The 14,929-nt window shown below is 54.5% G+C and carries 12 protein-coding genes; 10 read left to right on the top strand and 2 right to left on the bottom strand.

What is annotated here, in order from left to right:
* Nucleotides 1–3: 3 nt before the first annotated feature.
* Nucleotides 4–1,242, top strand: coding sequence for an alanine transaminase (gene alaC / locus P346_RS12595; RefSeq protein WP_023308710.1), 1,239 nt, complete (start codon nucleotides 4–6; stop codon nucleotides 1,240–1,242).
* A 52-nt stretch (nucleotides 1,243–1,294) separates the two neighbouring features.
* On the opposite strand, the gene ypdK is transcribed toward alaC, so the two are convergent.
* Nucleotides 1,295–1,366 (bottom strand): membrane protein YpdK, encoded by a 72-nt coding sequence (ypdK, locus tag P346_RS23195; protein ID WP_099458937.1) that lies wholly within the window; start codon nucleotides 1,364–1,366, stop codon nucleotides 1,295–1,297.
* 357 nt (nucleotides 1,367–1,723) lie between these two features.
* On the bottom strand, nucleotides 1,724–2,644 hold the full coding sequence (lpxP, locus tag P346_RS12600; protein WP_029741363.1) for a kdo(2)-lipid IV(A) palmitoleoyltransferase: 921 nt from the start codon (nucleotides 2,642–2,644) through the stop codon (nucleotides 1,724–1,726).
* Nucleotides 2,645–2,656: 12 nt separating this feature from the next.
* Between lpxP and P346_RS23460 the strand changes: the two genes are divergently transcribed.
* From P346_RS23460 to P346_RS12640, 9 genes are all read left to right on the top strand, one after another.
* Nucleotides 2,657–2,794, top strand: a complete 138-nt coding sequence (locus P346_RS23460; RefSeq protein WP_159427010.1) for a hypothetical protein — start codon at nucleotides 2,657–2,659, stop codon at nucleotides 2,792–2,794.
* A 632-nt stretch (nucleotides 2,795–3,426) separates the two neighbouring features.
* Nucleotides 3,427–3,924: a type VI secretion system contractile sheath small subunit gene (tssB, locus tag P346_RS12605; protein WP_023308708.1), complete on the top strand. Its 498-nt coding sequence runs from the start codon at nucleotides 3,427–3,429 to the stop codon at nucleotides 3,922–3,924.
* Nucleotides 3,925–3,956: 32 nt separating this feature from the next.
* Nucleotides 3,957–5,501 carry a type VI secretion system contractile sheath large subunit gene (gene tssC, locus P346_RS12610; protein WP_029741365.1) on the top strand — a complete coding sequence of 515 codons (1,545 nt, stop codon included), beginning with the start codon at nucleotides 3,957–3,959 and terminating at the stop codon, nucleotides 5,499–5,501.
* A gap of 14 nt (nucleotides 5,502–5,515) precedes the next feature.
* The gene (gene tssK / locus P346_RS12615; protein ID WP_166770516.1) at nucleotides 5,516–6,859 is read left to right on the top strand and encodes a type VI secretion system baseplate subunit TssK; all 1,344 of its coding nucleotides are present in this window, start codon (nucleotides 5,516–5,518) and stop codon (nucleotides 6,857–6,859) included.
* Entirely contained in the window at nucleotides 6,856–7,545 is a 690-nt protein-coding gene (gene tssL, locus P346_RS12620) for a type VI secretion system protein TssL, short form (RefSeq protein WP_032659278.1), read from the top strand. Before tssK ends, tssL begins: the two co-directional genes overlap by 4 nt.
* Nucleotides 7,542–9,248, top strand: a complete 1,707-nt coding sequence (locus tag P346_RS12625; RefSeq protein WP_032659275.1) for an OmpA family protein — start codon at nucleotides 7,542–7,544, stop codon at nucleotides 9,246–9,248. The genes tssL and P346_RS12625 overlap by 4 nt, the downstream gene beginning before the upstream one ends.
* A gap of 5 nt (nucleotides 9,249–9,253) precedes the next feature.
* On the top strand, nucleotides 9,254–9,745 hold the full coding sequence (gene hcp / locus P346_RS12630; protein WP_023325816.1) for a type VI secretion system effector Hcp: 492 nt from the start codon (nucleotides 9,254–9,256) through the stop codon (nucleotides 9,743–9,745).
* Between the two features lie 158 nt (nucleotides 9,746–9,903).
* Complete coding sequence (gene tssH / locus P346_RS12635; protein ID WP_032659271.1) at nucleotides 9,904–12,564, top strand: type VI secretion system ATPase TssH; 2,661 nt, start codon at nucleotides 9,904–9,906, stop codon at nucleotides 12,562–12,564.
* A complete protein-coding gene (locus P346_RS12640) occupies nucleotides 12,554–14,926 on the top strand; it encodes a type VI secretion system Vgr family protein (RefSeq protein WP_084492149.1) in 2,373 nt (790 codons plus the stop codon). Before tssH ends, P346_RS12640 begins: the two co-directional genes overlap by 11 nt.
* Nucleotides 14,927–14,929 lie beyond the last annotated feature (3 nt).

The raw sequence follows: 14,929 nt of genomic DNA, 5'->3' as shown, positions 1-14,929 counted from the left end.
TCTATGGCTGAATTCAGTCCTGAACGCCGTTTTACGCGTATCGATCGTCTCCCCCCTTATGTTTTCAATATCACTGCTGAACTGAAAATGGCTGCGCGTCGGCGCGGCGAAGATATTATCGATTTCAGCATGGGTAACCCTGACGGCCCAACGCCACCGCATATCGTTGAGAAGCTCTGCACGGTAGCCCAGCGCCCGGATACGCACGGTTACTCAACCTCTCGCGGTATTCCCAGGTTACGTCGCGCGATCTCGCGCTGGTATCAGGATCGCTATCAGGTTGATATCGATCCGGAAAGTGAAGCTATTGTCACCATCGGCTCGAAAGAGGGGCTGGCACACCTGATGCTGGCCACGCTGGATCATGGCGATACGGTGCTGGTGCCTAATCCAAGCTACCCGATCCATATCTACGGCGCGGTGATTGCCGGTGCGCAGGTCCGTTCTGTGCCCCTGGTGGAAGGTGTCGATTTCTTTAACGAACTGGAACGTGCGATTCGCGAAAGCTATCCGAAACCCAAGATGATGATCCTCGGTTTCCCGTCGAACCCAACGGCGCAGTGCGTGGAACTCGATTTCTTCGAGAAAGTGGTAGCCCTGGCCAAGCGTTATGACGTGCTGGTGGTTCACGATTTAGCCTATGCGGACATCGTCTATGACGGCTGGAAAGCCCCGTCGATTATGCAGGTCCCGGGCGCGCGTGATGTGGCGGTAGAGTTCTTCACCCTGTCGAAAAGCTACAACATGGCGGGCTGGCGTATTGGCTTTATGGTGGGTAACAAAACGCTGGTGAGTGCCCTGGCGCGCATTAAGAGTTATCACGACTACGGTACCTTTACGCCGCTGCAGGTCGCGGCTATCGCTGCCCTGGAAGGCGATCAGCAATGCGTTCATGAGATTGCCGCCCAGTATAAGCGCCGCCGCGACGTGCTGGTAAAAGGGTTGCATGAAGCGGGCTGGATGGTGGAAATGCCGAAAGCGTCCATGTACGTCTGGGCGAAAATTCCGGAGCCGTATGCGGCGATGGGATCGCTGGAGTTTGCCAAAAAACTGCTGCAGGATGCGAAGGTGTGTGTGTCACCGGGCATTGGCTTTGGTGATTACGGTGACACCCATGTGCGTTTTGCCCTGATTGAAAACAGCGACCGTATCCGTCAGGCGGTGAGGGGCATCAAGAGTATGTTCCGGGCCGACGGTCTTCTCACCTCAAAGAGCGTCGCTGAACACCCCGCGTCGTCATGACATAAAAAAACAGGAGCCGATGGCTCCTGTTTTTTTGACAGCATGTTCTTCACTAGATCATCAGGGCAAAGGTTCCGGCCCAGACTAAAACAATCACCGAAATGCCCATAAAGAAATATTTCACGTTTCATCGCTCCGCGTATCTTGTGGTACGCATTTAAAAACAGAGTCCACCTGATTATAGAGAACTGAAATTCGGTCAAAACGGAAATGAGAATTTTCCCGTTACGCCGTCAACTCCAGCTCAGAATTCTGTGCTTTCCTGTTGCCAGACGGCGCTAATGTACGCTTAAAAATGAGGGGTGACAAGAGGGATTTTTTTAAACAATTTCCGTTACTTACGAGTGTCGTGGAACGGCGACAGTTTAATTTCGCTTCGCAATAAATTCACTTTGGGCGACGCATTAAAAAACGCTTACTCAGCGGAAGGACAGGTGATTGAAAAGGTTAGTTTCTTAGCGAAACTAACCTTCATGAAGGGCTAAATATAGAGCGAGGTTTCGCCAAGAGGGCGGGTTTTGAAACGGCGGTGCATCCACAGATACTGCTCTGGCGCGCGCATGATTTCAGTTTCGATGACTTTATTGATAAACGCTGCGGCTTCGCACTCGTTTTCCGGATAGTTAGCCATTTCAGGGGAGATATGCAGACGATAGCCTGACTTATCTGCTTTTCTCACCATCGTCACGGTCAGCATGGAGGCACCAGACAGACGTGAAATGACAAAGGTACCGTTAGTCGTCGCAACGTCTTTCACCGCAAAGAAAGGCGCAAAGCTGCTGCCTTTACGTCCATAATCCTGATCGGGGGCAAACCAGACGGCCTCTCCTTTCTTGAGAGCACCGACCATACCGCGCAGGTTATTACGGCTGATCATCGCCTTATTGGAGCGCATGCGGCCTCGCGTCTGCACCCATTCCATAAGCGCACTGTTGTGCGGTCTGTAGGTTGCCATCATTGGCTGGCAAAGCCCCATCACGCGGCCGCCCAGCTCCAGCGACATAAAGTGAACGCCGACAACCATCACGCCGCGTTTTTGCATCTGCGCGCGTTTAAGGTTATCCAGCCCTTCCACGTCAAACCATTTGCGGACACGCTCATCCGGCCAGAACCAGGCCATGCCGGTTTCAAGCAGCGCCATGCCGATAGATTTGAAGTTTTCAGCGATGAGTTTCTCGCGCTCTTCGGCATTGTACTGCGGAAAACAAAGCTCAATATTTTTACGCGCGATGGATTCGCGACGTTTCAGGAAAACGCGGGAAGCGCTGCCCAGTTTCGACCCCAGCAAGCGCAGGACAGGGTATGGAAGTTGAACCAGCAGCCAGAGTACGCCAAGACCAAACCATGTAAACCAGTAACGCGGGTGTAAAAACGCACGTTGAAATTTGGATTGAGACAAAATAGTAGAACCTATGTGAAGCCTGTAAAGGTAGCGCAGAGTTTGCGATACGACGTGCCGATAAGACCGTTCTTCAAGGTGATGGTTGCAGGCTTTACCGAACTTTACGGCGTTGCCTGGCCACTGCTGATTTGGGCGGGCGGCGTAATGTAGCACCGTTATACGATATGTGCTATTACTCGTTTTTGATTAAAAAAGCGGCGATTCGGGAGGTGTTTGATTTTACACTGTATAAATTCCACAAGTGAGAGCAGCCTTCATGCCTGAGGGGAAAACTGAAGCCTTTGCGTAAGCAGGAGTAGGCCGACAAAAGAGCAGCAGTGTTTATTTTCGGACCTGATTCTACGCTTTATTTCCCCTTCTAATAATAAATAAGAATTTTCTTTGTGAAAATTCTTATTTATTATTCATGCTATCAATCAATTCGTCTCTTATATTTATTCATTAACCTCTGCCTTTATCTGTGCGCAATAACCTGTAGCTATTCATTCATCTTTTTTTGATATCCTGCTGTGATGTAAATCAAAATAAGATGGTTTTATTAGCATCTCTCTGGCTGCGATCCTTTTTACGATACAAATATTCGCTTTGCATGAAGAAAGCAGTGTCTTTTACTAAGCTAAATGGATAATTCGCAATAATGTCTCAGTGGAAAATTCTTAAGAAATTTCTCATTGCGGATAAATGATCTGTATATTTGATTTTACGTCGATCATTATTCTAATATTGCGCATCAAGAACAATACCGTGAAGTTGGCGTAGCAAAAACACAGAGGGATGATGAAATGGCTGACAGTTTTCAGAATGAGGTGCCTAAGGCACGTATAAACCTGAAGCTTGACCTGCATACGGGCGGGGCAAGCAAGAAAATGGAATTACCGTTGAAATTACTGGTTGCGGGTGATTTCAGTAATGGTCAGGAGTCTGCTCAAATATCTGAGCGTGAGAAAGTTAACATCACGAAAAATAATTTCGACAGCGTTCTTTCCGAATATTCCCCAAAACTTAATCTAACCGTTAAAAATACGCTGTCCGAGGATGGTGGTGAGGACTCTATTCAGCTGACTTTTCAGAGCATGAAAGATTTCACGCCAGAGCAGGTGGCTGCTCAAATACCACAGCTGAAAGCAATGCTGGCGATGCGCAACTTGCTGCGCGATCTGAAGGCTAACTTATTGGATAACCAGACTTTCCGAAAAGAGCTGGAAAAAATCGTTCTGGACCAGTCGCTTAGTGCTGAGTTGCGAAATGAACTATCCGCGCTGGCATCAAGAAAATCGTAACCATCACGCTGTTTTAACGGATTTATCAAGGAATGCTCATGTCTGTACAAAATAATATTGCCGGGAGTGAAAGCGTGGTGCTGGAACGTCCTGCTGCGGGTGGGGTTTACGCCTCCCTGTTTGAGAAAATCAATCTGAGTCCTGTCTCCGAGTTGAGCGCATTAGACCTCTGGCAAGATGCGCAGGCGATGTCAGATGCGACCGCTGATGAGCGTCTGACTGCAGGTATGCAGGTCTTTCTGGAATGTCTGACCAAAGCAGGCGCGAAGGTCGAAAAGCTGGATAAAAGCCTGATCGATCATCACATCGCTGAGCTCGATTACCAGATCAGCCGCCAGCTGGACGCGGTTATGCACCATGACGAGTTTCAGGCGGTTGAGAGCCTGTGGCGCGGCGTGAAGTCGCTGGTTGATAAAACGGATTTTCGCCAGAACGTAAAAATTGAGCTTCTGAGCATGTCTAAAGAAGACCTGCGCCAGGACTTTGAAGACAGCCCGGAAATCATCCAGAGTGGTCTGTATAAACACGCCTACATTGATGAATATGATACCCCTGGCGGCGAGCCTATTGCGGCACTGATTTCCGCTTACGAGTTTGATGCTTCAGCGCAGGATGTCGCTCTGCTTCGCAACATCTCCAAAGTATCCGCTGCTGCACATATGCCGTTTATCGGCTCAGCAGGCCCGAAATTCTTCCTCAAGGAGTCAATGGAAGATGTCGCGGCAATTAAAGATATTGGTAACTATTTTGACCGCGCAGAGTACATCAAGTGGAAATCGTTCCGCGATACTGACGACGCCCGCTACATCGGCCTGGTCATGCCGCGCGTATTGGGACGTTTACCGTATGGCCCGGACACCGTTCCGGTTCGCAGCTTCAACTATGTCGAAGAAGTCAAAGGTCCGGATCACGACAAATACTTGTGGACCAATGCATCGTTTGCCTTCGCGTCAAACATGGTGCGCAGCTTTATCAATAATGGCTGGTGTGTACAAATCCGCGGCCCGCAGGCGGGTGGTGCGGTTCAGGACCTGCCTATTCATCTGTACGATCTCGGTACCGGCAATCAGGTAAAAATCCCGAGCGAAGTGATGATTCCTGAAACCCGCGAATTCGAATTCGCGAATCTGGGCTTCATTCCTTTGTCCTACTACAAAAACCGCGACTACGCGTGCTTCTTCTCAGCCAACTCCACTCAGAAACCGGCGCTGTATGACACCGCTGATGCGACGGCGAACAGCCGCATTAACGCCCGTCTTCCGTACATCTTCCTGCTGTCGCGTATCGCCCACTACCTGAAGCTGATTCAGCGCGAGAACATTGGTACCACGAAGGACCGCCGACTGCTTGAACTGGAGCTGAACACGTGGGTCCGCAGTCTGGTGACCGAAATGACCGATCCGGGCGACGAGTTGCAGGCTTCTCACCCGCTGCGTGATGCAAAAGTGGTGGTGGAAGACATTGAGGATAATCCGGGCTTCTTCCGCGTGAAGCTGTACGCCGTGCCGCACTTCCAGGTGGAAGGCATGGACGTCAATCTGTCGCTGGTTTCCCAGATGCCGAAAGCCAAATCGTAAAAACAGGCAGGAAGCTGATGAAAACGGAACAACCGTTATGGGGCAGGGGCATTATGGTCTCTCCCCAGCATTTTCAGCAACAGGTCGCGTATGCGGCCTGGTCTGCCGAATGTATTGCCCGACTGGGCCTCTCCTGTCCATGGGGGGTTATCAATGCCACCTTCGAACCGGAAGCTCTCAGGCTTGGACGTCTGCAGGCCCATCATCTGCATGTCCGTTTTCAGGACGGTACGCTGATTGATACAGATAATGCCGATACTCTGCCTCCGGTGCTGTCGCTTGAAAGCGAATCGCAGGAGGTGACGGTGGTGCTGGCACTCCCGCTGCTGCGGTCGAACGGCGGCAACTGCCTGAAACCCGAAGAAGTGGCCGAGCGTCCGGTGCGATATCGTCAGCGCTGGCGGGATGTGCGCAATGCCTATGGAGATGACACTCGTCAGATTGCCGTAATGCAGCCCGAACTGACCCTGCGTTTAGCGCATCAGAACAACAGCGATTACCTTATTTGTCCGGTCGCCCGACTGCAGCAAGACTCGCAGGGTACATGGCAATTAGACGAGACGTTTCTTCCTCCACTGTTGACTCTCCAGGGCAGCCGTTGGCTGGTTACTCAGCTTGAACAACTCATGACCCAACTGCGGGCTCGTCTGTGTCGTCTGATGGCGATGCGGCGTGAAAGCAATGAGCGTATGGCAGATTTCGCCGTGGCCGATGTATCACTGTTCTGGCTGCTCAATGCGCTGAACAGCGCTGAGCCCGTGCTTGGCCAGTTCCAGCGTAACCTGCAAAGCCCACCGGAGCGTCTGTATCCGGAACTTTCTCGCCTGGCAGGGAGCCTGCTGACCTTCTCTCTGGAACATCAGGTGAGCGCTATACCGATCTGGCACCACGAGCAACTCAATATGGTGTTTCCGCCGCTGTTTGATTTGCTTGGCGATTTGCTTGAAGCCAGTTTGCCGTCTCGCGTGGTGGCCCTGTCACTCGACTATGACCCACGGCTGCACTTCTGGCAGGCTCGACTGCATGACCCGCGTCTGCGCGAAGGGGCTGATTACTATCTTTCTGTGCGCTCGCCGATCCCAGTAGCGCAACTGCAGGAACAGTTCCCGCGTCAGTGTAAGGTGGGCAGTCCTGACCATGTGCGGGGGATCGTCAACTCTTCCCGGGTGGGCGTGCCGTTGATGCCATTGCGCCATGTACCAGCCGCCATTCCGCTACGCCTGGAAAATCAGTATTTCAGTCTCGATCTCTCCCATCCTCTGGCGACTGAGATGCTCCAGAGTGGGACGTGTATGTTTTACGTCCCGGGCATGCTGGGCGAGCCTGAACTTGAACTCTTTGCGGTACTGAGAACATGAGTGAACGTAAACACGGCGCTGCCGTGTCTGTTGATATTGACGCCCTGTTGCAGGATACCTGGCTGCAGGTCATTAGCCTTCGCCATGGACCGCAGTTTCAGGAAGGTGAAGGTCGGATTTTGTGGGAGCGCTGTATCGCTGACGTGGAGCGCGTTCAGCGCGAACTGAAAGCGAGTGAAATCGACGAAGCCAGCTGTGAGCATATCCTCACTGCACAATGTGCATTACTTGACGAGGCGGTCAAAGGGCGTGGTGTGGAGGATGACGCCTGTGTGCAGTGGTATGACATTCCCCTGCAGGGACACTTCCTCGGCACGATGGACGCGGGTGACACCCTGTGTGACAGAATGCGCGATGTGCTGCGCGAACCAGCACCAGACATTGCCGTACTGACCTGCTTCCAGCGGGTAATGATGCTTGGATTCCTGGGGGGCTATCGCGCGCTGAACGATCCTGAACGCCAGAAGCTGGTCAGCGCGCTCAGTGAACATGTCGCGCCGTTCAGCTATCCACAAACCCACCCTGTTCTGGCAGAAAGCCGTGCCGGGTGGGGAATGGGCGGATGGCTCGTATCATGGCCTGCACGTATTGGACTAAGCGTGATTGTTCTTGCCGCGCTCTGGTGGGGACTGGATCGTTGGCTCGATCAGATGCTGCTGACCCTGCTGCCGGGAGCCATAAAATGAGTCCTGCACAACAGCGCGGGCTTGCGCTGTGGGCAGCCCTGCTGAGTGCAGTGGTCTGTCTGGCTTTTCTGCCGGTATCCCGGCTGGCTTCAGTGCTCGTTCTGCTGGCGATGCTCGGGGTTATCTTCGTGTTCTGGTATATCACCAAACCTCGTGCGGAGCATGACGTCACCCTGCTTCTGGATGACCTTCCTGAAGCCACTTACCGTCAGCCCGTGGTGCTGGTTTGTGGCGATTTGCCGCTGACCTGGCCGCAACAGTCATCGGTACTCATCGTCACGCAGGGATGCTGGATCCACGTTGAGGATCATCAGGATCTGGAGCAGCTAGCCCGTCAGATTCTGTGGCAGCGCCCGGACTGGGGGCGTCAGCTGTCGGTGATGGTCAGTGTCTGCCCGCAGAAACACGTCGACAGCGAAGCCCTGACAAGTCGTCTGCTGGCTCTGCGCTGGCAAATCAGCCAGTTGCGTAAAGAAACGGGACATTCTGTGCCATTGATTTTGAATGGTCAGACCGGCAGCGCGATGACGGATGACATGCTCTGGCAGGCCGCTATTCCGGGTGAAGTGTGGACTGTCTGGTGTGAGTCGAATGCGCCTTGTTCAATTGCCGCGTGGGTCTCCACTGGCGGTGCGCCTGTGATGCAGCAGCAGGTGCTGATGAACAGCCTGATGAGTTGGTTCCATCAGCATGTCCAGGCGGTATTCATCGATGATAATCCTGATGTTCCGGCCATTGCACCTGCAGCGCTGCTGTGGGGAATGGGGCCGATTCTTGCCGGAAGCCTTTCATCATCAGCCTGGACGGCGTGGTTATCGCGTCACACCGCTATGCAGCAGGTGACCGGCTGGCAGCCCAGGGGGACGGACAGTACGGTGATCTCACCCTTACCGGATTTCATCCTGCCGCTGCTACCGGAGGGGCGCGGGCTCACCCCGCTGGCCCGCACCTGGCGCTGTGCCCTTGGTCTTTTCACCCTGGCGGCTATCGCCGCGCTGCTCAGCAGTGGCTGGAACAATCGCCAGCTTCTGCATCGCGTGAGCTTCGATATAGCCCGTTATGGCAGCCTCTCCATGGATGACTACGGCCCGAAGGCTAGCGCCGTAGCGGCCCTTCATGAGAATGCGGCGCTGCTGGATGACTATGCACGTAACGGCGTACCGGCCCGACTGGGTCTGGGACTTTATCAGGGGGAACGTCTACGGATGCCCCTTCTGGAAGCGATCCGCTCGTATGTGCCGCCGCCTCCTAAACCGCAGCCAACCCCAAAATCGGTTCCGAAAATTGTGAGGCTCGACAGCATGTCACTGTTCGATTCCGGCAAGTTCGAGCTGAAGGCGGGTTCTACCAAAATGCTGGTGAATTCACTGGTTGGCATCAAAGCGAAGCCCGGCTGGCTGATTGTCGTTTCCGGCCATACCGATAACACCGGCAATCCGCAACTAAACCAGATGTTGTCTCTGAAACGTGCCGAAGCGGTACGCAACTGGATGCGTGATACCGGCGACGTGCCGGAAAGCTGTTTTGCGGTGCAGGGCTATGGCGAAAGCCGCCCTGTCGCAACCAACGACACCCCGGAAGGGCGTGCGCTTAACCGCCGTGTCGAAATCAGTCTGGTACCGCAGGCAAGTGCCTGTCAGATACCCGGCAAACACCCGGCGCCATCGCAGGATGATGGCGTCTCAGAAAATAAAACGGAGTAATTAACATGGCAATTCCTGTTTATCTTTGGCTGAAGGACGACGGCGGCGCGGACATCAAAGGGTCTGTTGACGTACAGGATCGTGAAGGCAGCATCGAAGTGGTTGCACAGGAGCATAACCTGTACATCCCGACCGACAACAATACCGGCAAGCTGACCGGCACCCGCATCCACACGCCGTTCCTGTTCACGAAGGAAATCGATTCCTCCAGTCCGTACCTGTACAAGGCGGTGACCACCGGTCAGACCCTGAAATCCGCTGAGTTCAAGTGGTACAAAATTAACGACGCGGGCCAGGAAGTGGAGTACTTCAACACCAAACTGGAAAACGTGAAGGTAGTGAAAGTGAATCCTGAAATGTATGACATCAAGGATCCTTCTAAAGAGAAGCACAACCACCTTGAACGCGTTGAACTGCGTTACGAAAAAATCACCTGGACCTACAAAGACGGCAACATCATTCATTCCGATTCCTGGAACGAACGCGCCACGGCGTAATCCTGATGCGGGCAGGTTTTCCTGTCCGCAGTTTTTTGCTGAGTGTCTGAGATGCGGGCACTCAGCAAAGAAAAAACAATCTGCCTGCCTGACCTTATGCGCTTTGGTGAACAGCGATGGGCGGTAGCGTGTCCAGGAACCGACAAAGAGAGAATCTCATGGAAAATCCAGCCATCCTGTTACGTCGTCTGAACCCTTACTGTGCCCGTGCGATGGAAGGCGCGGCGTCGCTCTGCCAGACCCGCGCCCATGCGGAAATTTTGCCGGAGCACTGGCTGCTGAAACTACTGGAGCAGGGGGAAGGTGACCTGACGGTGCTGGCCCGTCGCTACGAGTGGGATATGGATGGCATCTGGCAGGATTTGCTTGGCTGGCTCGACAGACAACCTCGCTCCGTGCGCCATCGCCCCCAGCTGTCTGATGCCATTCAGACGCTGATGCAGGAAGCCTGGATGATTGCCTCCCTTAACAGCGAAGAGCATATTCGCAGCGTCCATCTGCTGATGGCCCTGGTGGAAAAACCAAAACTGGCACGTTGTGACGGCCTTTGGCCGTTGTTAACGCTTGCTCAAAGCCAGCTGGAGCGCCTGCGGCCTTTACTGGATGCGCAATCGGATGAACGTCTGGAAATGCAGCGCGAAGCAGAACTGGCGCAGAGCCACGGTGGTGAGGTGGAATTTGTCGGGCGTCCGGCTGGTGTGGAAATGAAAGAGGGGGAACTGAGCCCTGCGCTGCAGAACGCACTGGATAAATTCACCCTTGATGTCACTGCCAAAGCGAAGGAAGGGAAGATCGATCCTGTGTTTGGCCGCGACACAGAAATCCGCCAGATGGTGGACATCCTTTCCCGCCGCCGTAAAAACAACCCGATCCTGGTCGGCGAGCCGGGCGTGGGGAAAACCGCACTGGTTGAAGGCCTGGCGCTGCGTATAGCCGAGGGTAATGTGCCGGAATCCCTTAAAACTGTTAGCCTGCGCACCCTTGACCTGGGCCTGCTGCAGGCTGGCGCGGGCGTGAAAGGTGAGTTCGAACAGCGTCTGAAAAACGTCATCGACGCGGTACAGCAATCGCCTGTACCTGTTCTGCTTTTTATTGATGAAGCGCATACCATCATTGGCGCAGGTAATCAGGCGGGTGGTGCAGATGCGGCCAACCTGCTGAAACCGGCGCTGGCGCGTGGCGAACTGCGTACTATTGCGGCCACCACCTGGTCCGAATACAAACAATACTTCGAGCGTGACGCCGCGCTGGAGCGCCGTTTCCAGATGGTAAAAGTGGATGAGCCTGACGATGACACCGCCTGCCTGATGCTCCGTGGCCTGAAATCCCGCTATGCCGCACACCACAATGTGCATATTACCGACGATGCGGTTCGTGCGGCAGTTACTCTTTCGCGTCGTTATCTGACCGGACGTCAGCTTCCTGATAAAGCGGTCGATCTGCTGGACACCGCTGCCGCTCGCGTGCGTATGAGTCTCGATACGGTACCGGAACAGCTAACCCGCCTTCGCGCGAGTATCGCAGCGCTCGACATGGAGAAGCAGGCGTTACTGGAAGATATCGCCATTGGCAATCAGTGTCATGCCGAGCGTTTGAGCGAGATTGAACAGGAAGTGGTTCGCCAGGTAGTCACACTCGACGAACTGGAAACCCAGTACGGTCATGAGATGAAACTCACCGAGCAGCTACGCGAAAGCCGTCAGGATATATCACGTCAGCGTGAGACTCACAGGTTGCAACAGGAGCTAAACGAGATGCAGCACAGCAACCCGCTGCTCGCCCTGGATGTGGATGTCCGCACCGTTGCCAACGTGATTGCCGACTGGACAGGCGTGCCGTTGTCTTCGCTGATGAAGGACGAGCAGACCGAACTGCTGGCCCTGGAAAATGAAATCGGTAAATGTGTCGTTGGGCAGGATGTGGCGCTTGAGGCTATCGCCCGGCGCCTGCGTGCGGCAAAAACGGGTCTCACGTCTGAGAACGGTCCGTTGGGCGTATTTCTGTTGGTAGGACCGAGCGGCGTGGGGAAAACCGAAACCGCGCTTGCGCTGGCCGATGTCATGTACGGCGGCGAGAAATCACTCATTACGATTAATCTTTCTGAATACCAGGAACCGCACACGGTTTCCCAGCTGAAGGGCTCGCCGCCAGGCTACGTGGGTTACGGTCAGGGCGGTATCCTCACCGAAGCTGTACGCAAGCGTCCGTACAGCGTGGTGCTGCTGGACGAAGTGGAAAAAGCGCACCGTGACGTAATGAATCTGTTCTATCAGGTTTTCGACCGCGGATTTATGCGCGACGGCGAAGGGCGTGAAATCGACTTCCGCAACACCGTCATCCTGATGACCTCCAACCTCGGAAGCGACCACCTGATGCAACTGCTGGATGAAAACCCGGAAGCCACCGAAGCAGACCTACACGAACTGCTGCGTCCGATCCTGCGTGATCATTTCCAGCCCGCGCTGCTCGCCCGCTTCCAGACGGTGATTTACCGTCCGCTGGCTGAAGCAGCCATGCGTACCATCGTGGAAATGAAGCTGCTACAGGTCAGCAAGCGCTTGCATCGCCACTACGGCCTGACCACGCACATTGATGAAAGCCTGTATGACGCACTTACTGCCGCCTGCCTGCTGCCGGACACCGGCGCACGCAACGTCGACAGCCTGCTGAATCAACAAATTTTGCCGGTGCTGAGCCAGCAGTTACTGACCTGCATGGCCGCAAAACAGACGCCGCACTCGTTACGCCTTGGCTGGGACGATGAAGAAGGGATCGGCCTGGAATTTGACTGGAATCAGGAGGCAACGTATGAGCACTAATCCTCCGATCAGATATAGTCATAACCATCACCTGCTTGTGGTGAAGGGTTGTGACGCCGAACCCGACGTGCTGGCTTTTGAAGGCGACGAAGCCCTGAGCAGACCGTTCAGCTACCGTGTTGAGTTTACCAGCCGCAACCACGGCATCAGCAAAGAGATGATGCTGATGAAGCCCGGCTCGCTGACGCTGCAGGCCCCGGTTGACCAGGGTTACGGCATCAAAATCCAGCAGCCGCTGCGGGTGATTCAGGGGGTGGTGACCGGTTTTGAACGTCTCGGCACCTCAAAAGATGAAACGCATTACGCCCTGACGCTCCGGCCCCGTCTGGCGCTGCTTGACCGTTCGCACCAGAACGCCATTTACCAGGACATGTCGGTCCCGCAAATTGTGGAAAAAATCCTTCGCGAGCGTCACGGCATGCGCGGTCAGGATTTTCTGTTCTCGCTCATAAAAGAGTATCCGCGCCGTGAGCAGGTGATGCAGTACGGCGAGGACGATCTGCACTTCATCACCCGCCTGCTGGGCGAAGTGGGCATCTGGTTTCGCTTCACCACCGACACGCGCCTGAATATTGATGTGGTGGAGTTTTACGACGGTCAGCAGGGTTACGAGAAAGGCCTGACGCTGCCGTCGGTGCCGCCGTCCGGCCAGCATTCACAGGGTGTGGACTCGGTTTGGGGAATGGAATGCCATCACAGCGTGGTGCAGAAGCAGGTCAGCACCCGCGACTACAACTACCGTCAGGCCACGGAGGATATGAATACTCTGGTTGACGTCACCCGGGGAGACGCAACCACGTACGGGGAAGCGTACCACTATGCCGACAATTATCTGACGCCGGGCAGCGCGTATGACCTCAATCCGGCACCCGAGTCCGGTGCGTTTTATGCCCGCATCCGGCATGAGCGTTACCTGAATGACCAGACGCAGACCCGGGCCATCACCAGCAGTCCGGCGCTCTCTCCGGGGATGCTGCTGAAAGTCACCGGCGGGTATGAAGTGGCTGACGTATTTGCTCAGGGCGTGGTCATCACGGCGATGCAGACCCATGCGCGGCGGGATGAAGACTTTAGCCTTCGTTTTGACGGCATCCCGGACAGCCCGGATTTCAGCTTCCGCCCTGAGCCCGGCTCACGTCCGGTGATGGCCGGGACGCTGCCGGCACGCGTCACGAGCACCACCGAGAACGACACCTACGGCCATATCGATAAAGACGGCCGCTACCGCGTCAATATGCTGTTCGACCGGGAAAGCTGGGAAACCGGGTTCGAGAGCCTGTGGGTGCGCCAGTCCCGCCCTTATGCCGGCGACACCTGCGGCCTGCACCTGCCTCTGCTGGCGGGCACCGAAGTGGCGATTGGTTTTGAGGACGGCAACCCGGACAGGCCGTACATCTCCGGCGTGCTGCATGACTCGGCGCACGGCGACCACGTCACCATCCAGAACTACAAGCGTAACGTCCTGCGGACCCCGGCGAACAACAAAATCCGCCTCGATGACGAGCGCGGGAAAGAGCATATCAAAGTCAGCACCGAGTACGGCGGCAAGAGCCAGTTGAATCTCGGTCACCTGGTCGACAGCGAAAAACAGCAGCGTGGTGAGGGGTTTGAGCTCAGGACGGACAGCTGGGGTGCTATCCGGGCGCAGAAAGGGATATTTATCAGCGCTGACGGCCAGACGAAGGCGCAGGGGCAGATGCTGGATATGGCAGCGGTTAAACGCCAGCTATCCGACGCCCTGTCTTTGGCTGAATCACTCTCCAGTCTCCTGGAAAGTGCAAATATCGATTCACTGGATAATGACACACAACAAAGTTTCTTACAGCAAAGTGTGGATGCCCTGCAACAGCCGGTGATTGTGGCGGGTGCACCAGCAGGGATTGCACTTTCTACGCCTCAGCATATTCAGTTCAGTGCTAACCAGAATCAGATATTAACTGCAGGCGGGAATACGGAAATATCAGCGCTAAAACGTATTGCCTTAGTCGCGAAAAAAATGGTGGTGGTGTTTGCACATGAGATGGGAATGAAATTGGTTGCGGCGGCGGGGAAAATCGAAATGCAGGCTCAGACTGATGGACTTGATATCATAGCCGCGAAAAAGTTGACCATTACCAGTACAGAAGATGAAATCCTTATCACGGCGAAAAAGAAAATCACCGTGCAGTGCGGTGGTTCCTATCTGACGATTGACCCGACCAAAATTGAGCACGGCACCAATGGCGGCTTCAAGGTAAAAAGTGCTGATTTTGACTATGCGGGGCCAGCGAAACTGAACGTTCCCTACCCGAAATTTACCGCCTGCGAATCCATGGCTTCAGAAGCTTCAGGTAAGGGTGATGCAACCATACCGTTGAGCTAAGGA

Origin of the sequence: Enterobacter sp. DC1 (genome assembly GCF_000568075.1) — a bacterium.
Taxonomy (GTDB): domain Bacteria; phylum Pseudomonadota; class Gammaproteobacteria; order Enterobacterales; family Enterobacteriaceae; genus Enterobacter; species Enterobacter asburiae.
Note: the sequence above shows the minus strand (reverse complement) of the source record. Positions and strands in the feature narration are given on the sequence as shown.

What these genes read in the sequence shown, in the direction of transcription:
- tssB (WP_023308708.1), top strand. Translation starts at nt 3,427, where the DNA reads ATGGCTGACAGTTTTCAGAATGAGGTGCCTAAGGCACGTATAAACCTG.
- P346_RS12625 (WP_032659275.1), top strand. Translation starts at nt 7,542, where the DNA reads ATGAGTCCTGCACAACAGCGCGGGCTTGCGCTGTGGGCAGCCCTGCTG.
- hcp (WP_023325816.1), top strand. Translation starts at nt 9,254, where the DNA reads ATGGCAATTCCTGTTTATCTTTGGCTGAAGGACGACGGCGGCGCGGAC.
- alaC (WP_023308710.1), top strand. Translation starts at nt 4, where the DNA reads ATGGCTGAATTCAGTCCTGAACGCCGTTTTACGCGTATCGATCGTCTC.
- tssL (WP_032659278.1), top strand. Translation starts at nt 6,856, where the DNA reads ATGAGTGAACGTAAACACGGCGCTGCCGTGTCTGTTGATATTGACGCC.
- P346_RS12640 (WP_084492149.1), top strand. Translation starts at nt 12,554, where the DNA reads ATGAGCACTAATCCTCCGATCAGATATAGTCATAACCATCACCTGCTT.
- tssC (WP_029741365.1), top strand. Translation starts at nt 3,957, where the DNA reads ATGCTCATGTCTGTACAAAATAATATTGCCGGGAGTGAAAGCGTGGTG.
- tssH (WP_032659271.1), top strand. Translation starts at nt 9,904, where the DNA reads ATGGAAAATCCAGCCATCCTGTTACGTCGTCTGAACCCTTACTGTGCC.